Source organism: Spirillospora sp. NPDC052269 (assembly GCF_040679435.1).
Taxonomy (GTDB): domain Bacteria; phylum Actinomycetota; class Actinomycetes; order Streptosporangiales; family Streptosporangiaceae; genus Spirillospora.
In genome coordinates, this window is the sequence record NZ_JBFAUU010000001.1 from 255109 (window position 1) to 281405 (window position 26297).

Sequence of the window (26297 nt, forward strand, 5' to 3'; positions counted from 1 at the left end):
GAACACAATCGGCGGTGGAAATTCGTCCCGGTCGGTCAGGGAAGCTGGTGGTGTGCGTCCGCGGGTCCGCCGCCGAGGAGCGGCGCGAGGAGATCACCGTCCCGCTCGACGCGTTCCAGCACGTCGGCGGGGCCGAAGACCAGGTCGGCGGCGCTCGCGGCGGATTCCAGCTCGTCCCAGGTGACGGGCGTGGACACCGACGGACGGGGCGCCGCGCGCAGCGAGTAGGGCGCGACGGTCGTCTTGGACGGGCTGTTCTGGCTCCAGTCCACGAAGACCTTGCCCCTGCGCAGGTCGCGGCCCATCTTCGCGACGACCAGGTCCGGATGATCGGCGGCGAGGCGCTGCGCGGCCGCCTTGGCGTACTCCGACGTCCGGTCGGTCTCCTCGACCGGGACGTACAGGTGCAGGCCCTTCTTCCCGCTGGTCTTCGGGTGGCAGGTCAGGCCGTCCTCGTCGAGGAGGTCCCGCAGCAGGACGGCGACCTCGCGTGCGTCCATGATCGTCGCGGGCGGTCCGGGGTCGAGGTCGAAGACGATCAGGTCGGGCGGGCGCAGGGCGCCGCGCGGCCCGACCTTCCACTGCGGGACGTGCAGCTCCAGCGCCGCCAGGTTCGCGCACCACACCAGCGTCGCCAGGTCGTCGACCACGACGAAGTCGAGGCTGTCGCGGCCGCTCGAGCTGCCCGGCGTCGGGACGGTCGCGCGCCGCACCCACTCCGGGGTGTGCGAGGGGGCGTTCTTCTCGAAGAACGAGCCGCCGTCGACGCCGTCCGGGAACCGCTTGCGGGTGGCGGGACGGTCCCGCAGGTGCGGCAGCAGCACCGGGGCGATCCGGACGTAGTAGTCGATCACCTCGCCCTTGGTGAAGCCCGGATACAGCTCCTTGCCCAGGTTGGACAGGGACAGCGCGTGCCCGTCCACCTGGACGGTCTGCCTGCCTCCCGCCGCCTGCCCGCTCCCCGCGGCCTGTTTGGGTGCCTCAGGGCTCACGGGTCACCTCCTGCGGGTCCTTGTCGTCGCGCAGCCCGCGCCAGGACGGGAACCGCAGCCGGTCGTCCCGGGTGCGGACGGCGTAGGCGACCTCCCCGACCAGCAGGGGCTCGACCCACTGCGCGTCCCGGGCCACGTCGCGCGGCACCTCGTCGTCGAACGGGCTGGACGGGCGGCGCAGCGGCCACAGCCGGTCGTACAGCTCGTCCAGCATGCGTTCGGTGAAACCGGTGCCGACGTGCCCGACGAAGCACAGCCGCCCCTTGGCGTCGTACTCGCCGAGCAGCAGCGAGCCGACGCCGCCCTCGCGCCGTCCGCGACCCGGCTTCCAGCCGCAGACCACGACCTCCTGGGTGTGGAAGTTCTTGATCTTCCGCCAGAAGTCGACCCGGCGGCCGGGCCGGTAGGGCGAGTCGAGCCGCTTGGCCATCAGGCCCTCGAGGCGCTGCTCGCGGGTGAAGTCGAGCAGCTCGGTGACCTGGGCGGTGTCCGAGCCGTCCAGGTAGGGCGGGGCCTCGACGGGGCCGGTCGCGGCCAGTTCGAGCTCGCCCAGCATCGCGCGCCGCTCCGCGTAGGGGACGTCGAAGAGCGTCCGGCCGTCCAGGAAGAGCAGGTCGAACACGACGTACCGGACGGGCACCTCGCGGATCAGCCGGGCGCCGGGGTGCGCCACGTGCATCCGCCGCTGCAGCCGGCCGAAGCTCGGACGGCCCTGCTCGAACGCGACGACCTCGCCGTCCAGGACCACGTCGTGCTGGGGGAGGAGGTCGGCCAGCCCGGACAGCTCGGGGTAGCGGGACAGGACGTCCGTGCCGCGCCGGGACACCGCCCGCACGCCGTCCGCGGACACGCCGGTCAGCACGCGCACGCCGTCCCACTTGAGCTCCAGGCCCCAGCGCGCGGTGTCGTCGGGGAGATCGCCGGTGACGGCCGTCATCGGTTCCACGGGCCACGGCATGGTCATAGAGCCGTTTCTACCCCCGGCCCGCGTCCTGGAAAAGGATCTCCCGCCGCCGTGTGGGCGAAACGAACCGGTTCGCCACATCGACGTGATCTGCACGCAGATATGGCTATTTGGGACAGGTGAACGTGCACGTCCGCGGACCCCGGCGCCCGCTTGTGGACGGCTCAGGAGGGTAAGCACCGAAGTATGCGCAGCATCTGGAAGGGCGCGATCTCGTTCGGCCTGGTCACGATCCCGGTGAAGGTGTACTCGGCGACCGAGCAGCGGGACGTGTCCTTCCACCAGGTCCACCGTGAGGACGGCGGGCGCGTCCGCTACAAGCGGGTCTGCACGATCGACGGCCAGGAGGTCGCCTACTCCGACATCGCCAAGGGGTACGAGCTGCCGTCCGGGGAGATCGTCGTGCTCACCGACGACGACTTCGCCGACCTGCCGCTGACCAGCAGCCGCCGCGTGGACGTCCTGCGGTTCGTGGACGCCGAGGACGTGGACCCGATCTACTTCAACAAGACCTACTACCTCGAGCCCGACTCCCAGGGCGTCAAGCCGTACGTCCTGCTGCGGGACGCGCTGGAGGAGTCCGGCAGGGTCGCGGTCGTGAAGGTCGCGCTGCGGCAGCGCGAGTCGCTGGCGACACTGCGCGTCCGGGACGGCGTGTTCGTTCTGGAGACCATGCTCTGGCCGGACGAGGTCCGCATCCCCGACTTCCCCCTCCTGGACGAGGACGTCGACGTCCGCGACCAGGAGCTGTCGATGGCGACCTCGCTCATCGACAGCATGTCCGGCGACTTCGACCCGGCCGAGTACAAGGACGCCTACCGCGAGGCCCTCGAGGCCGTCATCGAGGCCAAGGTCGAGGGGCGCGAGGTCGTCCAGCCCGTCGAGGAGCCCAGCGCGGAGCCCGCCGCCGACCTGCTGAGCGCCCTGCGCGCCAGCGTCGAGGCCGCCAAGAAGGAACGCGGCTCCGCGGCCGCGCCGAAGAAGCGCGCCCCGGCGAAGAAGTCCGCATCCGGCAAGAAGGCAGCCGCTGGCAAGAAGGCGGCGTCGACCGGGAAGGCCGCCTCGTCCGGCGGTGGGACGTCAGGGCGGGGCGGAACGTCCACACGAGGCGGAACGGCCCGCAAGAGCGCCAAGAAGGCCGCCACGCCCAAACCGCGCTCCCGAGCCCGCAAATCCGCCTAGCCGCGCGGGCTAGTGGTCGACGGGCTCCAGGGTGGGGCGCTTGGCCGTGACGGTGTCGCCGGACGAGTGGCCGCGCAGGCGGCGGGCGACCCACGGCAGCAGGTGGGCGCGCGCCCACCGGGCGTCGAAGAGGAGCCGCGCGCCCCGGCTGAGCTCGGGCAGCGGGGCGAGCTTCGGCTCGCGCCAGTCGCCCGCGTCCGGGACGTTCAGGGCCGCGAGGACGGCCAGCGCGACGCGGCGGTGGCCCTCCGGCGACATGTGCAGGCGGTCGACCCCCCAGGAGCGCCAGTCGCGCAGGACGTCCATGGTCCACTGGTCCACGACGAACGCGCCGTGGCGGGCGGCGATCTCGCGGAGGTGGTCGTTGTACCGGGAGACCCGGTCGCGGGTCAGCCGGATCACGGCCGAGTCGGCCGGGTCGACCCCGGTGAACAGGACGACGTCCGCGCCGGACGCCCGCAGGCGCGCGACGGCGGCGTCCATGGAGACGGCCAGGTCGGCCACGTCCGTCCCGGGGCGGAGCAGGTCGTTGCCGCCGCCGGACACGGTCACCAGGTCGGGGCCGAGCTCCAGCGCGGCGGGGACCTGCGTCTCGATGATCTGTCCGAGCAGCTTCCCGCGGACGGCGAGGTTGGCGTAGGTGAAGTCGTCCTCCCGCTCCGAGAGGGCCTCGGCGACCCGGTCGGCCCACCCTCGGGGACGGCCGTCCGGATACTCGTCCCCGATGCCCTCGCTGAAGGAGTCGCCGATCGCAACATAACGCGTCCAAGCCATGGCCCCATCGTATTTGGCCAGCTCACACGCGTCGTCCATTCCCGTGGGGCCTGGTGGCCGGGTGCGGTCCTCAGAGGTCGGTGTGGACGGCCAGGACGCGGGCCAGCGTGGCGAGGGCGCGGTCCGGTTCGGCGCACGGCGAGATCCGCTCGCCCCAGCCGAAGTAGTAGAACCAGTCGCCGCCGGAGTGGTCCGGGGCGGCGATCACGCTCTCGTTCAGGCCGGGCAGCTCCATGTTGCTGACCAGGGCCGTCGGCCACCGGTCGCCCGGGGCCGCGACCTCGACCAGCCAGCCGCGCGAGCGCAGCCGGTCGACGAGGTGCTCCAGGTGGCCGAGGGCCCGTTCGGCATCGGTCGTGACCCGAATGGACATGGTTCCTCCAAGTGCGGTGCGGGACGCGGCGGGCGGCCACGGCCGAGACGCCGACCCCTGCGGGAGCAGGGGCCGGCGTGCGGGGCACAAGGAATGTGGTCGCCGGTCACGGCGCGGTGTGCGCGGCCCGGCCAGCACGTCGGGTCGCGGCGTTGGCGGCCCGCGCTCGTGCGGGCGGCGGGACCGGAAACGCGTTCAGTCTGACCAGCGGTGACCCAGATCACAAGCGGTTCGGGTCACAGAAACCTGACGGAACGCCTCTGCCCTCCCGCCGGTCTCCCGAAACCTCGCAGGTCACGAGGGGGACGCGGGCCTTGGAGGCGATCCGGTCCGGTCGGAACCGGCCGGGAGTCGCACCCGGGAACGCCGAAGGCCCCCGGAGTGGACTCCGGGGGCCTCGCGTTCGGTCCGGTGGCCGGAACCGGTCACCGATCGGTCAGTGAAACGGCAGCGCGTCGGTAAGACGGCAGCGCGTCGGCAAGACGGCGGCGCGTCAGTAGGACGGCAGGCTCGGGTCGATCTGGTTGACCCACGCCACGATGCCGCCGCCGACGTGGACGGCGTCGCCGAAGCCCGCGTTCTTCACCACGGCCAGCGCCTCGGCCGACCGCACGCCGGACTTGCAGTGCAGCACGATCTTCTTGTCCTGCGGCAGCTTCTCCAGGGCGGACCCGTTGAGGAACTCGCCCTTCGGGATCAGCGTCGCGCCCGGGATCGAGACGATCTCGTACTCGTTCGGCTCGCGGACGTCCACGAGGAAGATGTCCTCGTCCCGGTCCTGCATGGCCTTGAGGTCGTGGACGGAGATCGTGGACTCCTTGGCGGCCAGGCTGGCCTCCTCGGAGACCGCGCCGCAGAACGCCTCGTAGTCCTCCATCAGCTCGGTGATGGTGGGGTTCTCGCCGCAGAGCGGGCATTCCGGGTCCTTGCGGACCTTGACCGCCCGGTAGCTCATCTCCAGGGCGTCGTAGATCATCAGCCGGCCGACCAGCGGCTCGCCGATGCCGGTCACCAGCTTGATCGCCTCGTTCACCTGGATCGAGCCGATGGACGCGCACAGCACGCCGAGCACGCCGCCCTCGGCGCAGGACGGCACCATGCCGGGCGGCGGGGGCTCGGGGTAGAGGCAGCGGTAGCAGGGGCCGTGCTCGGCCCAGAACACCGACGCCTGGCCGTCGAACCGGTAGATCGAGCCCCAGACGTACGGCTTGCCGAGCAGGACGGCCGCGTCGTTCACCATGTAGCGGGTGGCGAAGTTGTCGGTGCCGTCCACGATCAGGTCGTACTGACCGAAGATGTCCAGGATGTTGTCGCGGTCGAGCGCGGTGTTGTGCACCACGACGTCGATCAGCGGGTTGATCTCGCGGACGGTCGCGGCGGCCGACTCGGCCTTCGGCAGGCCGAGCGTGGACTGCCGGTGGATGACCTGGCGCTGCAGGTTCGACTCGTCCACGACGTCGAAGTCGATGACGCCGAGGGTTCCGACCCCGGCCGCGGCCAGGTACATCAGGGCGGGCGAGCCTAGGCCGCCCGCGCCGACGCACAGCACGCGGGCGTTCTTCAGGCGCTTCTGCCCGGCCATCCCGACGTCGGGGATGATCAGGTGCCGCGAGTAGCGGTTGACCTCGTCACGGGTGAGCTCCGGAGCGGGCTCGACCAGCGGTGGCAACGACACGGTGGGTGCTCCTGTGCTGACGCGTTGCGGTTTACGGGGGCGGACGCCATCGTCCTCTCACGGGACAACCTTGCCATGCCCCGGGGCATTCCCGGCAGCGACTGCCCAGGTGGGACGCCTCACACGGCATTCTGGAAGTTGCCGGACATCTGAGGGTTCCCTGTGAGATGGGCTGGATCGGTACTTCGCCGGGTTAGCCTTTCCGGTTGTGGCGTTCCAGCCCCCCGTACAGCAGCCTCCGCCCCTCCACGGCCGCCCGGCGGAGCCGCCGGGGCCACCGCCGGCCGTCGTCCTCGGGCTGCGCGCGCGGCAGTGGATGCTCGTGGCCGCCGCCCTCGGCTGCGTCTTCGCCCTCGTCGGCGGGATCGCGCTGGTGTCGGCGTCGAGGTCGCTGACCCGCGGCCCGACCAACGCCGAACTCCAGACCGCCGCGCGCGCCGAGGTCGCGCGCCGCTGGGAGGCGTGGCCCGTGGAGCGGATCTTCCCGGACCGGATCGCCTACGACGTGCGGCGCGGCCGGACCGAGTACGCGGGCCGCGTCGGGATCGCGCCGGAGACCGACTGCGCGACCTCCGTCGACCCGTCCGTCGCGGGCGTCCTCGGCCGCAACGGCTGCAAGGCCGTGCTCCGCGCCACCTACGTCGACCAGATCCAGGGCGTCGCGGTGACCGTCGGGATCGCGGTCCTGCCGGACGCCACGACCGCCGACCGCGTCCTGCAGCAGACGCCGACCGACAAGGACGGCACGCCGGTCAGGAACGGCGTCCGGGCCGTGGCGTTCCCCGGGACGGCGGCGGCGAAGTTCACCGACCCCGTCCGGCAGGACTCCACGGCCGACCGGGGCGGTCCCTACCTGGTGCTGACCTCGTCCGGCGAGACCGACGGACGGCCCGCCGCGTCCGTCGCCGAGCGCCGTCCCAACCTTCCGTTCGCGGTCGCCCCGCAGCTCGCCCGCCAGATCGCGCACACCCTCGGCGCCCAGGCCATGCCCGACTGCTCCCGCCCCGAATGGAAGTGCTGATCTTGAGGCGTTCGGTGAGACGGGCCGGGGCGGTCGCGGCGGCTCTCGCGCTGGCCTGGCCGCTCGCCGGGACGGGCGCCGGATCGTTCAGCGGGTCGCCCGGCGGGGCGGGCGTGGCGTGGGCCGATCCCGTGCGGGACGCCCAGGAGCCCGCCTTCACCGCGATGGACGTGCCGTCCGCGTGGAAGATCACGCGCGGGGCGGGGGTCACCGTCGGGATCGTCGACTCCGGCGTCCAGACCGGCCAGCCGGAGCTCGCGGGCCAGGTCACGACCGGTCCGGACATGCTCGCCAACGTCGACGGCCGGACGAAGCCCGCCCGGCTGCACGGCACGAGCATGGCGATGCTCATCGCCGGGAAGGGCCGCGGGCCGGGCGGCGGGGACGGCGTGATCGGCGTCGCGCCGAAGTCGAGGATCCTCGCGGTGCGGGCCATCGCCGAGCCGGAGGACGCGTCCTACCGGACCTACAAGACGACCGACAAGGGCGAGGGCGCGACCGCGCGCGGGATCCGCTACGTCGTGGACCACGGCGCCGACGTGATCAACCTGTCCATCGGGCGCTACGACGAGCAGCCGGACGAGCGGGACGCCATCGGCTACGCCGTCTCCAAGGGCGTCGTCGTGATCGCGGCCGTCGGCAACGACGGCGACAAGCGCAGCGGCTTCGACGGCAAGGGCTACGCGCCCTACTCCTACCCGGCGTCCTACCCGGGCGTGATCGCCGTCGCCGCGACGAACCAGAGGCACGTCCGCGCGGGCTTCTCCAACCGGAACTTCTCGGTGCTGGTCGCCGCGCCCGGCGTGAGCCTTCCCGGCGTCGGCCCCGAGCACGGCGCCTACTACGTCACCGACGGCACCAGCGACTCGACCGCGCTGGTCTCCGGGATCGCGGCGCTGATCCGCTCCAAGCACCCCAGGCTCGCCCCGGCGCTGGTCGCGCAGGCGCTCGTCGCGAGCACGCCGGACGGCGGGGCGTCGTACGACGCGTCCCTGGGGCACGGCGAGGTGAACGCGGTGAAGGCGCTGAACGCCGCCGACCGGCTCGCCGCGATCCCGAAGGACGTCCAGGGCAAGCCCGACGGCACCCGGTTCGGCGCGGGCGGCGAGCCCCGGCCGGTGACCGTGATCCCGCGTCCGGCCTGGGCGAAGATCGTGATCGTGGTGGTGATCCTGGGAGCCGTCGGGGGCGCGGCCGCGGCCGTCGCGATCGCCGTGACGCTCGCCCGCCGCCACCCGAGGTCGTCCACGCCGCCGCCGACCCCGCACCCGCAGGGCATGGCGCCCCCGCCGACACCGCAGGTCATCGTCCCGCAGAGCGCATCGCCGCAGGCCATGCCCTCGCCGGGCGCGCAACCCGAGTACATGCCCCCGCAAGGCACGCCTGCGGAGCCGGGGTACATGCCGCCGCAGGGCACACCTGCGGAGCCGGGGTACATGCCGCCGCAGGGCACGCCTGCGGAGTCGGGGTACGTGCCGCCGCAGGGTGGGCCTGTGGAGCCGGAGGGTGTGGTGTCTCAGGGGGAGCCGCCGGAGGGGCCGCCGCCGATCTGGGGTGCGCCGCCTCGGCACTGACGTGGCCGGACGTCGTTTCAAGATCGTCTGATCGGCTACGCTCCGCTGCGTGGCCCGTGCCGAGATCACGACGGCCGGGTTCGGATCCCGGCGCATGCTGCAGGCGGCGGCCGTCGTGTGCCTGGCCGTCCTCGTCGCGGCCGGGGCCCGGCTCGCGCGGGAGCTGCTGCGCGGGCCGACGGCGGCCGAGCGCTCCGCCGCGTCGTCCGCCGAGCTCGCCGGACGCTGGCGCGCCTGGCCCGCCGGACGGATCTTCCCCGGCGCGCTCCGCTACAGCCTCGACCAGGGCGGCCCCGAGTACGCCCGCCGCGTGGGCATCGCCCCGTCCACGACCTGCCAGGACGCCGTGGACGCGGCGCTCGGCCCGTCCCTGGCCGTGCGCGGCTGCCGGGGCGCCCTGCGCGCCACCTACCTCGACCAGCTCCAGGGGATCGCGGTCACGCTCGGCGTCGTGGCCTTCCCGGACGAGCCGTCCGCGCGGGCCGCCGCCCCCTGGTTCCCGCGCCACGGCGCGGTCGCGCCCGGACTGCGCGCGCTCGGCTTCCCCGGCTCGGTCGCCGGACGGTTCGGCGACGCGTCCCGGCAGGCCGCGGCGCTCGCCCAGCGCGGCCCGTACCTGGTCGCCGCCACGGTCGGCTACGCCGACGGGCGTCCGACGTTGCGCGCCAGGCAGCTCCAGGACGATCTCACCCAGCTCGGCCCGCAGCTGGTCGAGGGCGTGCTGCGTCCCCTCGCCGCGCCCGCCGCCGTCCGCTGCGGGGAGCGGCAGTGGGTGTGCTGAGGATCCTCCTCGCCGTCCTGCCGGCCGCGCTGACCTGCGTGCTTCCCGTCGAGCCCGCGCACGCCGACCGGGTGCGGGACGAGATGGCGCCCGTCCTGGAATCGCTCGACGTGCCGCGCGCCTGGGCCGCCTCGCGCGGACGCGGCGTGACCGTCGCCGTCCTGGACTCCGGCGTGGACGCGTCGCAGTCGGACCTCGCCGGGAGCGTCGTCACCGGGCCCGACTACACCGCCGGGGCCGCGCCGTCCGGGACCGTCCCCAAGCGGCTGCACGGCACCAACATGGCGTCCATCATCGCAGGTCACGGCCATGGTTTCGGGAACGCGGACGGCATGATGGGCGTCGCTCCCGAGGCCGGTGTCCTGGCGGTGCGGGTCGTCCTCGAACGGGACGAGCCGGGCTACGGCACGTTCGGCGGCGACAAGCGCTACGAGGGGACGATCGCGCGCGGCATCCGCTACGCCGCCGATCACGGCGCGGACGTCGTCAACCTGTCCCTCGGCCGCGCGTACCCCCTCCCGGCCGAGCGGGACGCCGTCGCCTACGCGATCAGCAAGGGCGTGGTCGTGGTCGCGGCGGCGGGCAACGGCGGCGCGGACCGTCCGGCCAAGGGCGACGGCCGCGCGCCGTTCACCTACCCGGCGTCCTTCCCCGGCGTGATCTCGGTCGCCGCCGTCGACTCCGGCGGACGCCACGCCGGTTTCTCCAACCGGAACTCTGCGGTCGTGCTGTCGGCGCCCGGCGTCCGGATCATCGGCGCGGGCCCCGGCGACCGGTACTGGATCGGGGACGGGACGAGCCCCGCGACGGCGTTCGTGTCCGGAATCGCGGCGCTCATCCGTTCGAGACATCCGAAAATGCCGCCCGCGCTGGTCGCGCAGGCGCTCGTCGAGAGCGCCCGGAGCCGTCCGTCCGGGGGGTACGACCTGGGTGTCGGGTTCGGCCCGGTGAACGCCGCCGCCGCGCTCGATGCGTCGGACTCCCTGGTCGGGGCCCGGACGGCCGGTCTGGGCGCGGCCCCGGACCGTGCGGTCGACCTCCGGTCGCGGGTCCGGGTCGTCCGGCATCCGGGGCCGCTCATCGTGGGGTGCTCGGTCGCCTGCGTCCTCGCCCTGGCCGGATTGGTCCTGTCCGTAACCATCCTTAAGTATCGACCGTATATGACATTCAGCGACTGAGCGGAATGGGTTCCGGTTAAAGTCCGGTTTGTGTCAGAAATACCCTCAGTGGAGGAGTCCAACGGGCCCCTCCAAGCCCAGGACGGGCCCTCACTCACTTCCGCGCCCGTCCAGCCCAAGAACCGCCGTCGTCCCCGCGCGGCCATCACCCTGCTGCTGGTGTTCGGCCTCCTGGCCCTCGCGGGCGGCGGCGGGGCGATCGCCTACCAGCTCGTCCGCAAACCCACCGCGGCCGAGATCGACAAGGCCGGAACCCGAGAGCTCGCCACCCGCTGGCAGCGCATCCCCGCGGCCGACCTCTTCCCTGAACGGGTCCGCTTCGCCAAGGAGGACGACCCGTCCGGAACCCTCGCGCAGGTCCACCGGGTCGGCATCGCCGCGCCCGGGACCTGCGCCGCCGCCGTGGACGAGCCCACGGCGGCGATCCTCACCAAGCACGGCTGCAGGACCGTCCTGCGGGCGACCTACCTCGACCCGAGCGGAACGCGCGCCCTCGCCGTCGGCGTCGCCGTCTTCCCGGACAGCGGGTCGTCCGACGACGCGGCCACCGGCCTCGCCGGGCTGACCGGCGGCAAGGGGGCCTCCGGCGCGGGCCTGCGCGTCGCGACGTTCCCCGGCACCGCCGTCGAGCGCTTCGACGACGCGTCCCGGCAGTCGCTCAAGTCGATGACCAACCACACGCCCTACCTCTTCCTGCGAGCCGAGGGGACGCTGCTCCCGCAGGGCCGCCTCAAGCCGGGCGAGCTGGTGAACCTCGAGTTCGCGCCGGAGATCCTGGACCAGATCATGGCCAAGTTCGCCGGCGACGACACGCCCTGCCTCCGGAAGGGCGTGCGATGCTGACCCGCACCCACGGCCGCACCCACGGCCGCACCCGCATCCTGCGTCGGGGCCTCGCGGCCGCGCTGGCGGCGGCGCTCACCACCGTCCTTGCTCCGCCGCTCGCACCGGCCGCACACGCGGACACCCTGGACCCGAGCGTGAAGCAGATGCTGCGCGACCTGCGGGACGCCGGTCGGCAGACCCACGGCGGCGGGACGAAGATCGCGCTCCTGTCGGACGGGGTGGCGGACGTCCTCGCCAAGGGCGTCCACGTCCAGGACGAGAAGGACTTCATCCGCACGGCCCACCCGAAGCGCGAACAGGGCACCCTGCTGGCGTCGGTGATGTTCGGCGGGGAGGGCGGGATCGCGGACGCCGGGGAGCTGGCGCTGCCCGGCCTGATCAAGGACGCCGAACTGCTGCCCGTCCGCGTCCAGCCGGACGACGGCCCGGGCGGGCCGGATCGGTCCGTGTCCTCGGACAGGCTGGACCGCGCGCTGGGCGACGGCATGCGCTACGCCGTCGACCACGGGGCCCGCGTCATCGCCGTCGCCGAGAGCTGGATGTACGACCGCGGCAGGGCCGCCATGGCGATCGCGTACGCCCAGTCGAAGGACGTCCTGGTCGTCGCCCCCGTCGGAATCCGCAAGCCGAACGAGCCCGGCGTGTTCACCAGCACGCCCGGCGTACTGGGCGTCGGCGACGTGGACCGGAACGGCGACCGCTACGACAAGTACTCCCAGGCGTCCAGCGCGCTGCTGGTGTCCGCCTACGGCGACCGGTTCCCGGGCGTCGGCAGCGACGGCAGCGGCAGCTGGACGTTCTGGGGGGACGGACCGGCGCTCGCCTTCGTGGCGTCCGCGGCCGTCATGGTCCGCGCGGCATACCCGAAACTGACCGCCGCGCAGGTCACCGAGGCGATCACGTCGTCCGCGCGCCACCCGAAGGGGCACTACACGACCGACCTGGGCTTCGGCTATCTCAACGCGTCCGGGGCGCTGACCAAGGCCGCGACCATGGCCAAGCGGCCTCCGCCCGCTGAGAAGGCCGACCGTGCCGTCGCCGGCAACGCGCACTTCGGGGGGAAGGCACCCGGGCGGGTGCGGGCGGTGCCGGTCACCTTGCCGTGGTTCGGGGGCTTCGGGGTTCTCGCCGGGGTCGGGGTGCTGATGATCGGGGCCGCGGTCTGGCTGATCGTGCGTCGCCGTCCGGCCGTCGGGGACGAGGCGGTGCCGCCGCCTCCGGTCCCGGACGAGGCGTGACTCAGCCGGCCCGGCGGGCGCGCGGACGCGCGTCCTGCCGGGCCGGTCCCTTTTGCGGGAGATGAGTGTTTGGAAGAGTTGACGGCATGTATCCCGCTTCTGCACTTGGCGAGTTCCTGCGGTCGAGGCGCGCCCGGGTCGCCCCCGAGGACGTCGGGCTGAACCCCGGGCTCCGGCACCGGCGCGTGGCCGGGCTCCGGCGCGAGGAGCTGGCGCCGCTGGCCGGGGTCAGCGTCGGGTACTACACGCGGCTCGAGCAGGGGCAGAGCCCGAACGTCTCGGACGAGGTCCTGGACGCCATCGCCCGCGTCCTGCGCCTGGACACCGACGAGTCCGCCCACATGCTCCGGCTGGCCCGGCTCGCGCGGGCGCGGGGGAGCGCACCGCCCGAGCGCCTGCGGCCCGGCATCCGGATGATGGTCGACTCGATGACCGAGGTCCCCGCCGTCGCGGTCGGCCGCCGCGGCGACTTCCTGGCCTGGAACCGGCCCGCGCACGCTCTGCTGGCCCCGCACTGGGACTTCGACGCGGACGAGAAGCCGAACTTCGTCCGCATGGACTTCCTGGAGACGGAGTTCTCCCGCGCCCTCTATCCCGACTGGGAGCAGAAGGCCCAGGACGACATCGCCTACCTGGAGGGATCGCTGAGCCGGTTCCCCGGGGACGAGGGCCTGACCGCGCTCGTCGAGGAGCTTCTGGCGCTCAGCCCCGAGTTCAAGGCGATGTGGACCGAGCATCCCGTGAGCAACTGCGCGTCCATCTCGCGGGAGTACCGGCATCCGGAGGTCGGCCTCATGACGCTCACCGCCGAACTGCTCCGGACCCCCGACGACGAGGGCCAGGGCGTGACGCTGTTCCAGGCCGAGGCCGGATCGCCGTCCCAGGAGCGGCTGCGGCGGCTCGCGGAAACGGTCGCCGCCCCCGCCGAGTAGCGGGGGCGGCGAAGGGCGGCGGTCACCGGGCCGCGAGTTCGGCGGCGGGCTCGGCGGGCTCGGCTGCCGTGCCCATGGCCTTGCGGAGGAGCAGGGCGGCCGCCACGGCGCCCAGGAGGGCGACGGCGCCCGCCGTGAGGAAGGCGGTGTGGAGGCCGCCGAGCATCGCCAGGGCCTTGGTCGTGGACGGGGCGAGCGCCGCGGTCCGGGCGGACGCGACGGCGGTCAGGGCGGCGACGCCGACCGCGCCGACGAAGGTGGGCATCTGGGCGAGGCTCCCGGCGACGCCCTGGTCCGCCTCGTCCAGGCCGGAGGTGATCGTGGTGATCGCCGCGACCACGGTCAGGACGTGCCCGAACCCCATGACGGCCGAGGACGCCAGCAGCAGGACCAGGCCGCCGTGTGCGGGCAGGAGCGCCATCGCGGCGGTGCCGAGCGCCTGGACGGTCAGCCCGAGGACGATCGTCGCGACCGTGCCGCGCGCGTTGATCAGCCGGGCCACGAGGGTTCCGCCGAGCAGCGCCGCCGCGCCCTCGCCGAGGAAGCCGAGGCCGGTCGCGAGCGGCGAGTACCCGAGGACGTCCTGCATGTACAGGCTGAGCAGCAGGGTCGCGCCGCCGCACATCCCGAACGTGACGAGCCCGACCGTCATGCCCCACTTCACCGTCGGGCGGCGGAGCAGGCGCGGCGGGACGAGCGGGGCCGCGTGCCGCGCCTCGACCACCAGGAACGCGCCGAGCAGGACGGCCGCGACGAGCAGGGTCGTGATCGTCCGGACGCTGCCCCAGCCCGCCCGGCCGCCGTCGGAGATGCCGTAGACCAGGGCGAACAGGCCGCCGCTCGCCAGGATCGCGCCCGGGACGTCCAGCCGTGCCCGGGACCGTCCGGACGGCTCCGGCACGACCGTCGCCGCGCCGGTCACGACCAGCGCGCCGATGCCGAACAGGATGAGCATCGTCCAGCGCCAGTTCAGCCCGCTGGTGATGAGGCCGCCGCCGATCGTCCCGATGACGAACCCGAGCGAGAGCAGCGCGCCGTTGACGCCGAGGGCGCGCGTCCGCTGCGGCCCCTCGGGGAACGCGGCGGTCATCAGCGCGAGCGCGGTCGGGCCGATCATCGCCGCCGCCACGCCCTGCCCGGCGCGCGCGGCGATCAGCAGCCCGGGGTTCGGTGCGAGCCCCGCGAGGAGGGAGAAGAGGGTGAAGATCACGACGCCCGCGATGAACAGCCGCCGCCGTCCGAGCATGTCGGACGCGCGGCCGAACAGCGGCATCAGCGCGGCCGTGGGGAGCAGGGACGCGGTCGCGACCCACTGGAGGTCCGAGGCGCTCGCGAAGCCGAGGCTCCGGCCGATCTCGGGGAGCGCGACCGTGACGATCGAGTAGTCGAGCCCGGTCATGAACGTCGCGCCGCAGAGCGTGAGGAGGATGAGCCACCCGCGGAGTCCGAGCCCCGCGGTGTCGGTGGAGGTCGCCATGGGGACTACGGTGCGCTCCCCGGAGGCGGCCAACCAGAACGCTGCTGGGGGTACCACTGTCAGGTGCAGGCTCCGCCGCCGAGGTGCGGGAGAATCCCCGGATGATGTCGGAACCTGACGAGTATGCGGAGCTCGTGCTCGACACCGTGGAGCGCATCCCGCCCGGCCGGGTGCTCGCCTACGGGGACATCGCCGAGATGCTCGGCGTGGGCGGTCCGCGCCAGGTCGGACGGGTCATGTCGCTGTTCGGCGGCGGCGTTCCCTGGTGGCGCGTGGTGCGCGCCGACGGCAGCCCGGCGTCCGGGCACGAGGTGCGCGCGATGGAGGAGTACCGCGTCGAGGGCACCCCGCTCCGTCCGGACGGGCGCCGCGTCGACATGCGCCGCGCCCGCTGGGACGGCCCGGACCTCGAGGACCGGCCCGAGGGCTAGAGGGTCACGAAGGTCAGCCCGCGCTTCTTGAGGGCGGGCAGGACGGTCCGGAGCGCCTCGAGCGTCTGGCGGCGGTCGCCGCCGCCGTCGTGGCAGAGCAGGACGTCCCCGGCCTTCGCGGCGAGCATCGCGCGGCGGATGTGCGGCGTCCCCGGACGGGACCAGTCGCGCGGGTCGATGTTCCACGCGATCGGCATCATGCCCTGGCTCCGGCACTGCTCGAAGACGTACCGGTTCCAGTCGCCGCCGGGCGAGCGGAAGAACCTCGGGGAGAACCCGGCCGCGTTCTCGATCCGCTCCTTCGCCTCGATGATCTCCCGGCGGATGCGGTCGTGCCCGATCGCCGTGAAGGGGCTCGGATGGTTCTGCGAGTGGTTGGAGATCTGGTGCCCGTCCGCCGCGATCCGCGCGACGAGCTTCGGGAACATCTTCACCTGCATGCCGATCAGCGAGAACGTCGCCTTGATCCCGTTCTCGGCGAGCAGGTCGAGCATCATCGGCGTGTAGACGGGGTGCGGGCCGTCGTCGATGGTCAGCGTGACGGCCGTCGGCGGCGCCGGGGGCGTCAGCTCGCGCAGGTCGAACAGGGGCGTCCGGCTCGACTGGATCGGCGCGTTCGTCCAGCTCGCGGGCGGCGCCGTGCGCTGTGCCGGGACGCTCGGGCGCGGCCCGGCCATGCCGGCGGCGTGCCCCGCGCTGTGCCGGACGGACGATCCGCGCGAGAAGATCTCGTCCGCGGCGTACGCCGTCACCGCGGTGAGCCCGGCGGCGCCGATGCCGCCGAACAGCATCGCCCGCCGGCTGATCCGCCGCCCGGGCGGAGGCGGCGGCCTGAGCGAGGGGTCGCCGACCCGCGTGTCCGAGAAGCCGGACGCGCCGTCCGGGAGCGGCACGTCCTGCCGGGTCGGATCGGATCCGGGCCGGGGCGTCTCCGCGTCCCCCGGCGTGGCGGCGGGGTCCGGAGCGGGAGCGCCGGGGGCCGGTTCGCCGCGGGTCGCGTCCGGATCGGGGGTCTGGCCGTGGTCGCGCGGGTCCGTCGTTCCCACCCCTTCGAACGTGGTCGTCGGCCCGCGGGCGTCGGTCCGCGGGCGGTCGATGTGCGGGCACCGTACCGCCAACGTGCCCGCGGGGCCCCGATGAAACCCCCGAATCAACGGGAAAGATGCTGAATGCGAGCTGAATCCATGCCGAAGATCGACGTTGCCGCCCGCTCCCGCCCCCGAGTGTGTGACGATCTCACGACGCTCTGTCGTTCCGTCGCAGGTGGGAGGCGTGTGTTCGGGTGTTCACCCTGCGGGACATGGGCGACATGCGGCGGATGTGGTCGGGGGAGTCCCGATGATCTGCTGCAATGAAGGGTCGTGTCAGCAGCCTCGTATCGTCTCGTGCGTCGCGCGGGTCCCGCGCGCACCGCCGCGCCCGCTCTGGACGAGCGGCAGCGCGCGGTCGTCGAGCATGCGGGCGGGCCGCTCCTGGTGCTGGCCGGGCCCGGCACCGGGAAGACCACCACGATCGTCGAGGCGGTCGTCGACCGGATCGAGAACCGGGGCGTCGACCCCGAGCGGGTGCTCGTCCTGACGTTCAGCCGCAAGGCCGCCGGGGAGCTGCGCGAGCGGATCACCGGCCGGATGCGCCGCACCACCCGCACGCCCCTCGCGCTCACCTTCCACAGCTACGCCTACGCGCTGCTGCGCCGCGACGCCGTCCTGAACGACGAGCCCGCGCCCCGGCTGCTGACCGGCCCCGAGCAGCTCCTGGAGGTCCGGCGGCTGCTCCAGGGCGAGCTGATGGACGGCGCGCGCGGCTGGCCCCAGCGCCTCCACGAGACCCTCGCCACCCGCGGGTTCGCCGAGGAGCTGCGCGACTTCATGCTCCGCGCGGGCGAGCGCGGCGTCCTCCCCGAGGACCTGGACGGCCTCGGCCGGATGCGCGGACGCGACGACTGGCCCGCCGTCGCCGGGTTCGTCGACCGGTACGGCGACCGGTTCGCGCTCGACCCGACGCCCACCTTCGACTACGGCGAGCTGATCCACATCGCGGCCGGGACGCTGGCCGACGAGGAGGTCCGGCTCCGCGAGCGGGACGCCTACGACGTCGTGTTCGTCGACGAGTACCAGGACACCGACCCCGCCCAGGAGGACCTGCTCCGGCACCTGGCGGGCGACGGCCGCGACCTCGTCGTCGTCGGCGACCCGGACCAGTCGATCTACGGCTTCCGGGGCGCGGACGTCCGGGGCATTCTGGAGTTCCCGCAGCGCTTCCGCACCCTGACCGGCGAACCAGCGCCGGTCGTCGCGTTGCGCACCTGCCGCCGCATGGCCCCCGAGCCGCTGGCCGCGTCCCGCCGCATCGCGCGCCGCCTCCCCGCCGGGACGGCCCTCGCCGCCGAGCACCGCGCCCTCCTCCACCCGTCCGAGCTCCCGGACGCGCCGGGCGGTCCCGCCGAGGCGGACGAGGGGATCGCGGGGGAGGTCCGGGCCGTCATCGCGGACTCGGAGTCCCAGGAGGCGGCGCTCGTCGCGGACGAGCTGCGCCGCGCGCACCTGCTGGACGGCGTGCCCTGGTCGCGGATGGCGGTGCTCGTCCGGAGCGCCGCGCGCCAGGTGCCGACGCTGCGCCGCGCGCTCTCGCAGGCGGGCGTGCCCGTCGTCGTCGCCGGGGACGAGGTGCCGCTCGTCGGGGAGCCCGCCGTCCGGCCGTTCCTGGTGCTGCTGCGCGCCGCCCTCAAGAAGGACTTCCTCGACGAGGTCGTCGCCGAGGACCTGCTGACCAGCGCGCTCGGCGGCGCCGACGCCCTGGCGATGCGGCGGCTCAAGCGCGCGCTGCGCGACCTGGAGGAGATCTCCGGCGGACGCCGCGACCTGGCCGAGCTGCTCGTCGCGGCCGTGGACGACCCGCGCGAGCTGGTGCTCGTCCACGAGAAGGTGCGGGCGCCCGCCGAGCGGATCGCGTCGCTGATCGAGGTGGCGCGGCGGAGCGCGGCCGAGGGCGGCAGCGCCGAGGACGTGCTGTGGGAGGTGTGGAGGGAGTCCGGGCGGGCGGACGTCCTGCTGGAGCAGAGCGTCCGCGGCGGGATGCGCGGCGCGTCCGCCGACCGCGACCTGGACGCCGTCGTCGCGCTGTTCGACGCCGCCGCGCGGTTCGTCGACCGGCTGCCGCAGGCGGGCCCGGAGCTGTTCGTCGACACGATCTCCGCGCAGGAGATCGCCGGGGACACCCTCGCCGAGCGCGCCCCCGACGGCGAGGCCGTCCGGATCCTGACCGCGCACCGCGCGAAGGGCCTGGAGTGGGACGTGGTGGTCGTCGCGGGCGTCCAGGAGGGCGTCTGGCCGGACGTCCGGCTCCGCGGTTCGCTGCTCGGCGTCGAGGAGCTGGTGGAGCACGCCGCCGGTTCGCAGGTGCCGGACGAGGGCGCGGCGGCCGGGGCGTCCCTGTCGGCGAAGATGCTGGACGAGGAACGCCGCCTGTTCTACGTGGCCGTCACGCGCGCGCGTAGGCGGCTGGTCGTGACGGCGGTCGGCGGGGACGACACCGAGGAGCGTCCGTCCCGGTTCCTGAACGAGCTGCTGCCCGGCGCGATCGAGCAGTCCCAGCTGGACGAGAAGACGCGCTGGCTGTCGTTGTCCGCGCTGGTCGCCGACCTGCGTTCGGTGGTGGCCGATCCGAGCCGTCCCGAGCCGATGCGGAGGGCGGCGGCCGGGCACCTGGCGCGGCTCGCGCGCGCGGGAGTGCGGGGCGCGCGTCCAGAGAACTGGTACGCGATCACGGCGCTGTCGGACGCGGGCCCGGCGTTCACCGAGGACGAGCAGATCACCATCTCGCCGTCCCAGGTCGAGACGTTCACGACCTGCGGCCTGCGCTGGCTCCTGACCTCGGCGGTCGGCGCCCAGGAGGGCGGGCCGAACGAGTACTCGACCATGGGCAAGGTCGTGCACGCGGTCGCCGAGATGGCGGGCGCGGACGAGGGCGTCACCGAGGTGGACGTCGCGCGCCGCCTGGACGAGATCTGGAACGACCTGGACTTCCGGTCGTCCTGGTACTCCGAGAAGCAGCGCGAGCAGGCCGCGACGATGGTCGACAAGTTCCTGACCTGGAACCGGGAGAACCCGAACGAGGTCGTCGCGCTGGAGGAGTCGTTCAAGGTCGACCTCGGCCGCGTGGTGATCAAGGGACGCATCGACCGCGCCGAGCGGGACGCCGAGGGCCGTGCGGTGATCATCGACATCAAGACCTCCACGACGGCCGTCGGGAAGAACGACCTGGCCCGGCACCCGCAGCTCGGCGTGTACCAGTACGCGGTGATGCTCGGCGCGTTCCAGCGGCACGGGCTGGTCGAGCCGGGCGGCGCGAAGCTGGTCCAGGTGGGGAAGGCCGCGTTCGCGAACCGCGTCCGCGAGCAGGAGCAGCCGCCGCCCTCGGACGACCCCGATCCCGAGTGGCCGAAGAAGCTGGTCGAGATCGTCGCGACCGGGATGGCCAGCGAGGTCTTCCAGGCGCGGGCGAACGACAAGTGTCGGACCTGCCCGGTACGGTCCTGCTGCCCAGTGCACGAGACGGGGGGACAGGTCGGTCCATGATCACTCCGGCGGAGCTGGCGCGGCTGCTCGGGGTGCCGGAGCCGACCGAGGAGCAGGCGCGGGTCATCGAGGCCCCGCTCGCGCCCATGGCGGTGATCGCGGGCGCCGGGTCCGGCAAGAGCGAGACGATGGCGGCGCGGGTCGTCTGGCTGGTCGCGAACGGGTTCGTCCGGCCCGAGCGCGTCCTCGGCCTGACCTTCACCCGGAAGGCGGCGGCCGAGCTCGGCGTGCGCGTCCGCAAGAGGCTCGACACGCTGCGTGAGCAGCTGCCCGCGCACGAGCTGGAGCGGCTCGGCGGCGAGCAGATCTTCGACGGCGAGCCGATGGTCTCGACCTACCACGCCTACGCGGCGCGGCTGTTCGGCGATCACGCGCTCCGCGAGGCGCTCGAGCCGACGATGCGGCTGATCTCCCCGGCGGTCGCCTGGCAGCTCTGCTCGCGTGTGGTGGACGCCTACGCCGGCCCGATGGACAAGATCGAATGGTCGCCGGACACGGTCACCAAGGCCGTCATGGAACTCGGCGGCGACCTGTCGGAGCACCTGCGCACGCCGGAGGACGTCCGCCGCGTCGGCGACCGCCTCGACACGATGTTCGCCGCGCTGAAGAAGCCGCTCAAGGCGCAGAAGGACATCCTCGCCAAGCACGAGGTGCGGCTGCAGCTCATGCCGCTGATCGAGCGCTACCAGCAGGCCAAGCGCGACCGCGAGGTCATCGACCACGGCGACCAGATGGCGCTGTCCGCGCGGATCGCGCGCAACCACCCCGAGGTCGGGATGATCGAGCGGTCCCGGTTCTCGGTCGTCCTGCTGGACGAGTACCAGGACACCAGCCAGGCCCAGCTCGTCCTGCTGACCTCGCTGTTCGGCGGCGGGCACGCGGTGACGGCGGTCGGTGACCCGTGCCAGTCGATCTACGGGTGGCGCGGCGCGAGCGCGGGCAACCTGCTGCGGTTCGCGCACGACTTCCCGCGCCGTCCGGCGGCCGGGACGGTCCCGGCGGAGCCCGCGCCGATCAACAAGCTCAGCCGCAGCTTCCGCAACGGCGAGCGCATCCTGGACGCCGCCGCGCGCGTCCAGGCCGAGCTGCGCGAGGACGCCCGCGACGTGCCCGTCCTCGTCCCCGGCGCCGGACGCGACGGACGCGGCCGGGTCGAGTGCGCGCTGTTCGCCACGGTCGAGGACGAGGCCGACCGGATCGCCGAGCGGATCGTCCAGCTGATGGGCCCGACCGAGTACGCCCCGGACGGCGGCCCGGCCGGGGACGAACCGCTGAAGTGGTCCGACATCGCCGTCCTGGCGCGGAAGCGTTCGCAGTTCCCGCTGCTCAGGCGTGCGCTCGAGCTGCGGGACGTGCCGGTCGAGGTGGTCGGGCTCGGCGGCCTGCTGACCGTCCCGGAGGTGCAGGACGTCGTCGCGTCGCTGCGCGTCATGCACGACCCGACCGCCGGGGCGTCGCTCGCGCGGCTGCTCACCGGCCCGCGCTGGCGGCTCGGTCCCCGCGACCTGGTCGCGCTCGGCCGCCGCGCCCGCGCGCTCGCCAACGAGCAGGGCCGCGACGTCACGCCGCCTGAGCCCTCGCCCGAGGACGCGCCTTCCGAAACGTCCGAAACCCCGGTTGCGGACGCCGACCCCCTGCGGCAGCTCGTGTCCGAGCTGAACCAGGAGACCGGCAGCCTGGTCGACGCGCTGGACGACCTCGGCGACCCGTCCGCGTACTCGCCGGAGGGTTTCGGACGGCTCCGCCGCCTGCGCGACGAGCTGCGGCACCTGCGGTCCCAGGCCGGACTGCCGCTGCCCGACCTGGTCGCCGAGGTCGAGCGGGCGCTCGGCCTGGACATCGAGGTCGCCGCGCGGTCCGGGCTCGACCCGGTCACCGCCCGCGCCGACCTGGACGCGTTCGTCGGCGCCGCCGCCGACTTCGCCGGGGACGCCGAGGACCCGACGCTCGGCGCGTTCCTCGCCTACCTGACCGCCGCCGAGTCCGAGGAGTTCGGCCTGGAGGCGGGACGGGTCGGCGAGACGAACAGCGTGAAGCTGCTGACCGTCCACGCGTCCAAGGGGCTGGAGTGGCCGGTCGTCGTCGTGCCGGGGCTGACGTCGATGGAGCAGAAGAACGGCGCTCCGGCGAAGGGCTCGATCTTCCCGTCCCCGCCGCAGAACACCACGCGCTGGACGGCCAACCCGCGCGTCCTGCCGTTCCCGCTCCGCGGCGACTACGCCGACCTGCCGAAACTCAACGGGCTGGAGAAGGACGACCTGGCCCGGTTCGAGGAGCAGTCCATCCGGCGCGACCTGCTGGAGGAGCGGCGCCTCGCCTATGTCGCGCTGACCCGGGCGTCCGCGCTGCTGATCGCGACGGGGTACTGGTGGGGCGGGTCGAGCCGTCCGGTCGGGCCGTCCCCGTACCTGGAGGAGGTCCGCGAGGTGTGCGTCGCGGGCGCGGGCACCGTCGCGGTCTGGACCGACCCGCCCGGCGAGGACGACACCAACCCGCTGCTCACCGAGGATCAGGAGGCCGAGTGGCCGGTCGCGCCCGGCGACCTTAGCAATTCGGATTCGTCCGCTCGTGCCCGGTATGACGCGATCGTCGAGGCCGCCGGGATGGTCCGGGACGCGATGCAGGGCAGCACCGGCCTGTGGGCGGGCACGGGCGGCCTCAACGACGACGACCGGGGCCGCATGACCGCGTGGGCGCGCGACGTCGAACTGCTGCTCGCCGAACGCGACCGGGGCCGCTCGGGCGACGGCCCGCTGGTCGAGCTGCCCGCGAACCTGACCGTGTCGTCCCTGGTCACGCTGGCCGGGGATCCGGGAGCGCTGGCCCGGCAGATCCGCCGGCCGATGCCGCGCCAGCCCGCCCCCTACGCCCGCCGCGGCACCGCGTTCCACGCCTGGCTGGAGAGCCGGTGGGGGCAGCAGCGCCTCATGGACATGGGCGAACTGCCCGGCTCCGCCGACGACGACGCGTCCGACGACTCGCAGCTCGACCGGCTCCAGAAGATGTTCGAGGAGTCCGAGTGGGCGAACCGCGAACCCCTGGACGTCGAGGTCCCGTTCGAGACGATCATCGGCGACCGGCTCGTCCGGGGCCGCATGGACGCGGTGTTCCGCAACGCCGACGGCACCTACGAGGTCGTCGACTGGAAGACCGGCCTCCCGCCGGACGGCCCCAAGGCCGACGCCGCCGCCGTCCAGCTCGCCGCCTACCGGGTCGCCTGGGCCGAGCTCGCGGGCGTCCCGTTGGAGCAGGTCAGCGCCGCCTTCCACTATGTGAAGGCGAACCACACGATCCGTCCGGCCGACCTGCTCGACGTCGCGGGCCTCGCCGCGCTGCTCGACAGGATCCCGGCCGCCTGACCGGCGGCCCGTTCGCCGCCTGACCGGCGGCCCGTTCGCCGCCTGACCGGCGGCCCGTTCGCCGCCTGGTCGGCCGACCGCAACAGGTGGCCGCCGCGCCGTTCAGAGCAGGGGGAAACGGGGAAGATCCCGGAGAACCCTGAGGAGGCCGACGTGGCGGTGACCCCTGTCGAAAAGCACGGCGACATGATCGTGCGCGAGTTCACCAGGCAGGCGGAGGGCTTCGCCGACCCGCGCCGCAATTCGGCCTTCACCGCCCAGCTCGGACGGCTCGTTCAATTCGTGGAGCCCGAGCTCGACCTCGAGGACGTCGTCCTGGAGGTCGCCGCCGGAACGGCCCTGGTCTCCCGCGCCGTCGCCGCGCGCGTCCGGCACGTGACCGCGCTCGACCTCACCCCCGCGATGCTCGCCGAGGGCAAGCGCGCCGCCGACGCGTCCGGCGTCACGAACATGACGTTCACCAGGGGAGACGCGAACGACCTGCCCTACCTCGACCGCTCCTTCACGCTCGTCCTCACCCGGTTCTCGATGCACCAGGTGGACGACCCGGAGACGGTCGTCCGCGAGATGGTCCGCGTCGCCCGGCCCGGCGCGGCGATCGTCGTCGCCGACATCGTCCGCCCGGAGGGCGCGGCCGGCGACCCCGACCGGATCGAACGGCTGCGCGACCCGTCCCACGCGACCCTGCGCACCGAGGCCGAGATCGCCGCGATGCTCGCCGCCGCGGGCGCCGAGGTCCGCCGCACCGACCGCTTCGACGTCGTCCGCCCGCTCGACCCCTGGCTGGCGTTCACCGGGACCTCCGCCGAGACGTCCGCGGCGATCCGCGGGGAGCTGGAGGCCGAGCTCGCGGGCGGCGCCCCGACGGGCATGCGCCCCACCTTCATGGACGGCAACCTCCACTTCACGCACGCGCACGCCTTCATTCAGGCGATAGCGGGTTGAACCGGACCGGTTTCTCGACCAAACGTTCGACGATCTTCGCTCACGTGTTCTATGTTGTCCGCCATGGCTCTTCCCCTGGAGCGCGAACCGGCCGCGCTCGCGATGCGGATCGGGATCGTCGCCGCCGAGGCCGCCCTCGCGACCTTCGCGCGCAACCTCGACCTCGACGACCTCGCGGCCGGTGAGGTCGACTTCCGCGGCGCCATCGGCCCCGCCGAGTGGCCCGTCTTCTCCCTGGTCATCGACACCCTCGCCGAGTCGAAGCCCGGCGACGACCGCTCCCTGGACGAACGCCGCGCCGAGGCCCTCAACGACCTCGCCCGCATCTGCATGGCCGCCCGCACAGGCGCCGCCGCCTGACCGGCTATTCGGGCAGCGCCCGGGGCTTGACCTTGCCGGTGCTGGTTCGGGGGAGGTCGTTCACGAAGTGGACGTCGCGGGGGACCTTGTAGCGGGCCAGGCGGGTCCGGACGTGGTCCTTGACGGCGTCCTCGGTGAGGGACGCGCCGGCGCGCAGGACGATCCAGGCGGCCAGACGCTGGCCGAAGGCGTCGTCGTCGACGCCGCGGACGGTGACCTCGGCGATGGCGGGGTTCGCGGCGAGGAGGTCCTCGACCTCGGAGGGGAAGACGTTCTCGCCGCCGGAGACGATCATGTCGTCCGCGCGGCCGTCGATGAAGAGGCGGCCGCGGGCGTCGAAGTGGCCCAGGTCGCCGCTGGCGGTCAGGCCGTCGCGGACGGGTTTGGAGCCGCCGCCCGTGTAGCCGGTGAACCGCAGGCCACCGCCGGTGTGGACCTCGCCGATCTCGCCCTGCGGTAGTTCGGCGCCCTGCTCGTCCAGGATCTTGATGGTGAGGCCGAGGGACGGCCTGCCGACGGTGCCGGGGGCGGCGCGGAGGTCGGCGGGGGTGGCGATGGTGGCCCAGCCGGTCTCGGTCGCGCCGTAGATGTTGATGAGGACGTCGCCGAAGGCGTCCATGAAGCGGGACGACAGGTGCGGCTGGAGGGCCGCGCCGCCGCAGACGACGGCCTTGAGGGACGGCGGGCGCGGGCCGTCCGGGACGTCCAGGACGCGGGCCAGCATGACCGGGACGGCGACCAGCGCCCCGGCGCGGTGCTCGTCCATGAGGCGCAGGAGCCGGGCCGCGTCGAAGCGGCGGGTCAGGATCAGGGGCATGCCGAGGCCGAGACCCGCGAAGCAGTAGGCCATGCCGAGCAGGTGGAACAGCGGCGGCGCGATCGCCAGGGGCGCGCCGGATCTCAGCGGGACGCGCATCATGTGGGTGAGCCCGGCGGGCAGCAGCATGGCCGGGCCGAGGTCGTGCCGCGCGCCCTTGGGGGCGCCGGTGGTCCCGGACGTCATGATGATCACGCGGCTCGTCCGGGACGGCTTGTGCGGCACAGGGACGGTCGCCGCGACGAACTCGTCGATCGAGGTGTGCTTGCCGTCCGGGTCGTCCTGCCAGGCGTGGACGCGGAGTCCGGTGAAGCCGGACTCGTCCACCAGGCCGTCGAACTCCTGGTCGTGGACGAGCACGCCCACGCCCTCGCGCGCGGCGACTTCGCGCAGTTGGGGCGCGGAGAAGTCGGTGTTCAGGAGGACGACGTCGTTGCCCAGGCGCGACGCGGCGAGCACGGCCTCAACGAAGCCGCGGTGGTTCCGGCACAGGACGCCGACCCGGTCGGATTCCTCCACGTGCGCGCGTAGGGCGGTCGCCAAGGCGGCCACGCGGCGTTCCAGTTCGCTGTGGGTGAGGGCGCCACGGTCGTCCAGGAGAGCGGTGCGGTTGGGGAAGCGCAGTGCGGACATCGCCTCGACCGTGCCCGGTGTCGCGCCGTAGCGGACGTACTGGAGCGGCATCCGGAGGGCCCGGTCGGGACGCACCGGATGCAGCACGCCCGCGTCCCAGACCGCCCGGGGGAACCGCGCCGCCGCTCGCACCAGCTCGAACGCCACGGGCTCTCTCCTTCGACGGGG

The 26297-nt window shown here is 73.6% G+C and carries 21 protein-coding genes; 13 read left to right on the forward strand and 8 right to left on the reverse strand.

From position 1 onward, the window contains the following. Positions 1-35: 35 nt before the first annotated feature. Both ligD (AB0L06_RS01285) and ligD (AB0L06_RS01290) read right to left on the reverse strand, forming a co-directional pair. Positions 36-992: a non-homologous end-joining DNA ligase gene (gene ligD, locus AB0L06_RS01285; protein ID WP_500228890.1), complete on the reverse strand. Its 957-nt coding sequence runs from the start codon at positions 990-992 to the stop codon at positions 36-38. Beyond that, on the reverse strand, positions 982-1956 hold the full coding sequence (ligD, locus tag AB0L06_RS01290; protein ID WP_500228891.1) for a non-homologous end-joining DNA ligase: 975 nt from the start codon (positions 1954-1956) through the stop codon (positions 982-984). The genes ligD (AB0L06_RS01285) and ligD (AB0L06_RS01290) overlap by 11 nt, the downstream gene beginning before the upstream one ends. Before the next feature lie 186 nt (positions 1957-2142). Between ligD (AB0L06_RS01290) and ku the strand changes: the two genes are divergently transcribed. Next, positions 2143-3138 (forward strand): non-homologous end joining protein Ku, encoded by a 996-nt coding sequence (gene ku, locus AB0L06_RS01295; protein WP_500228892.1) that lies wholly within the window; start codon positions 2143-2145, stop codon positions 3136-3138. A 9-nt stretch (positions 3139-3147) separates the two neighbouring features. Here ku and AB0L06_RS01300 read toward each other — a convergent pair whose 3' ends face one another. The 3 genes from AB0L06_RS01300 to moeZ form a co-directional block, all read right to left on the reverse strand. Further along, positions 3148-3912 carry an SGNH/GDSL hydrolase family protein gene (locus AB0L06_RS01300; RefSeq protein WP_500228893.1) on the reverse strand — a complete coding sequence of 255 codons (765 nt, stop codon included), beginning with the start codon at positions 3910-3912 and terminating at the stop codon, positions 3148-3150. A gap of 70 nt (positions 3913-3982) precedes the next feature. Continuing rightward, entirely contained in the window at positions 3983-4285 is a 303-nt protein-coding gene (locus AB0L06_RS01305) for a hypothetical protein (protein WP_500228894.1), read from the reverse strand. 493 nt (positions 4286-4778) lie between these two features. Beyond that, complete coding sequence (gene moeZ, locus AB0L06_RS01310; protein ID WP_500228895.1) at positions 4779-5960, reverse strand: adenylyltransferase/sulfurtransferase MoeZ; 1182 nt, start codon at positions 5958-5960, stop codon at positions 4779-4781. A 208-nt stretch (positions 5961-6168) separates the two neighbouring features. Here moeZ and AB0L06_RS01315 point away from each other — a divergent pair, with 208 nt between their 5' ends. From AB0L06_RS01315 to AB0L06_RS01345, 7 genes are all read left to right on the forward strand, one after another. Next, positions 6169-6981: a hypothetical protein gene (locus AB0L06_RS01315; RefSeq protein ID WP_500228896.1), complete on the forward strand. Its 813-nt coding sequence runs from the start codon at positions 6169-6171 to the stop codon at positions 6979-6981. 14 nt (positions 6982-6995) lie between these two features. Further along, complete coding sequence (locus AB0L06_RS01320; protein ID WP_500228897.1) at positions 6996-8555, forward strand: S8 family serine peptidase; 1560 nt, start codon at positions 6996-6998, stop codon at positions 8553-8555. 49 nt (positions 8556-8604) lie between these two features. Then, positions 8605-9336, forward strand: coding sequence for a hypothetical protein (locus tag AB0L06_RS01325; protein ID WP_500228898.1), 732 nt, complete (start codon positions 8605-8607; stop codon positions 9334-9336). Further along, on the forward strand, positions 9324-10514 hold the full coding sequence (locus AB0L06_RS01330) for a S8 family serine peptidase (RefSeq protein ID WP_500228899.1): 1191 nt from the start codon (positions 9324-9326) through the stop codon (positions 10512-10514). Before AB0L06_RS01325 ends, AB0L06_RS01330 begins: the two co-directional genes overlap by 13 nt. A 30-nt stretch (positions 10515-10544) precedes the next feature. Beyond that, complete coding sequence (locus tag AB0L06_RS01335; RefSeq protein WP_500228900.1) at positions 10545-11357, forward strand: hypothetical protein; 813 nt, start codon at positions 10545-10547, stop codon at positions 11355-11357. After that, positions 11351-12598 carry a S8 family serine peptidase gene (locus AB0L06_RS01340; protein WP_500228901.1) on the forward strand — a complete coding sequence of 416 codons (1248 nt, stop codon included), beginning with the start codon at positions 11351-11353 and terminating at the stop codon, positions 12596-12598. The genes AB0L06_RS01335 and AB0L06_RS01340 overlap by 7 nt, the downstream gene beginning before the upstream one ends. A gap of 86 nt (positions 12599-12684) precedes the next feature. Beyond that, a complete protein-coding gene (locus AB0L06_RS01345) occupies positions 12685-13530 on the forward strand; it encodes a helix-turn-helix transcriptional regulator (protein ID WP_500228902.1) in 846 nt (281 codons plus the stop codon). A gap of 22 nt (positions 13531-13552) precedes the next feature. Here AB0L06_RS01345 and AB0L06_RS01350 read toward each other — a convergent pair whose 3' ends face one another. Next, positions 13553-15007: an MFS transporter gene (locus tag AB0L06_RS01350; RefSeq protein ID WP_500228903.1), complete on the reverse strand. Its 1455-nt coding sequence runs from the start codon at positions 15005-15007 to the stop codon at positions 13553-13555. A 101-nt stretch (positions 15008-15108) separates the two neighbouring features. Here AB0L06_RS01350 and AB0L06_RS01355 point away from each other — a divergent pair, with 101 nt between their 5' ends. Further along, the gene (locus AB0L06_RS01355) at positions 15109-15438 is read left to right on the forward strand and encodes an MGMT family protein (RefSeq protein WP_500228904.1); all 330 of its coding nucleotides are present in this window, start codon (positions 15109-15111) and stop codon (positions 15436-15438) included. On the opposite strand, the gene AB0L06_RS01360 is transcribed toward AB0L06_RS01355, so the two are convergent. After that, positions 15435-16484 carry a polysaccharide deacetylase family protein gene (locus AB0L06_RS01360; RefSeq protein WP_500228905.1) on the reverse strand — a complete coding sequence of 350 codons (1050 nt, stop codon included), beginning with the start codon at positions 16482-16484 and terminating at the stop codon, positions 15435-15437. The genes AB0L06_RS01355 and AB0L06_RS01360 overlap by 4 nt on opposite strands. A gap of 339 nt (positions 16485-16823) precedes the next feature. On the opposite strand from AB0L06_RS01360, the gene AB0L06_RS01365 reads away from it, so the two are divergent. From AB0L06_RS01365 to AB0L06_RS01380, 4 genes are all read left to right on the forward strand, one after another. Then, the gene (locus AB0L06_RS01365) at positions 16824-20015 is read left to right on the forward strand and encodes an ATP-dependent helicase (protein ID WP_500228906.1); all 3192 of its coding nucleotides are present in this window, start codon (positions 16824-16826) and stop codon (positions 20013-20015) included. Further along, complete coding sequence (locus tag AB0L06_RS01370; protein ID WP_500228907.1) at positions 20012-23374, forward strand: ATP-dependent helicase; 3363 nt, start codon at positions 20012-20014, stop codon at positions 23372-23374. Before AB0L06_RS01365 ends, AB0L06_RS01370 begins: the two co-directional genes overlap by 4 nt. A gap of 159 nt (positions 23375-23533) precedes the next feature. Further along, positions 23534-24319: a class I SAM-dependent methyltransferase gene (locus tag AB0L06_RS01375; protein WP_500228908.1), complete on the forward strand. Its 786-nt coding sequence runs from the start codon at positions 23534-23536 to the stop codon at positions 24317-24319. A 63-nt stretch (positions 24320-24382) separates the two neighbouring features. Further along, positions 24383-24679 carry a hypothetical protein gene (locus AB0L06_RS01380; protein WP_500228909.1) on the forward strand — a complete coding sequence of 99 codons (297 nt, stop codon included), beginning with the start codon at positions 24383-24385 and terminating at the stop codon, positions 24677-24679. Between the two features lie 4 nt (positions 24680-24683). Here the strand turns inward: AB0L06_RS01380 and AB0L06_RS01385 are convergent, their stop codons facing one another. Then, positions 24684-26276, reverse strand: a complete 1593-nt coding sequence (locus AB0L06_RS01385; protein ID WP_500228910.1) for an AMP-binding protein — start codon at positions 26274-26276, stop codon at positions 24684-24686. Positions 26277-26297 lie beyond the last annotated feature (21 nt).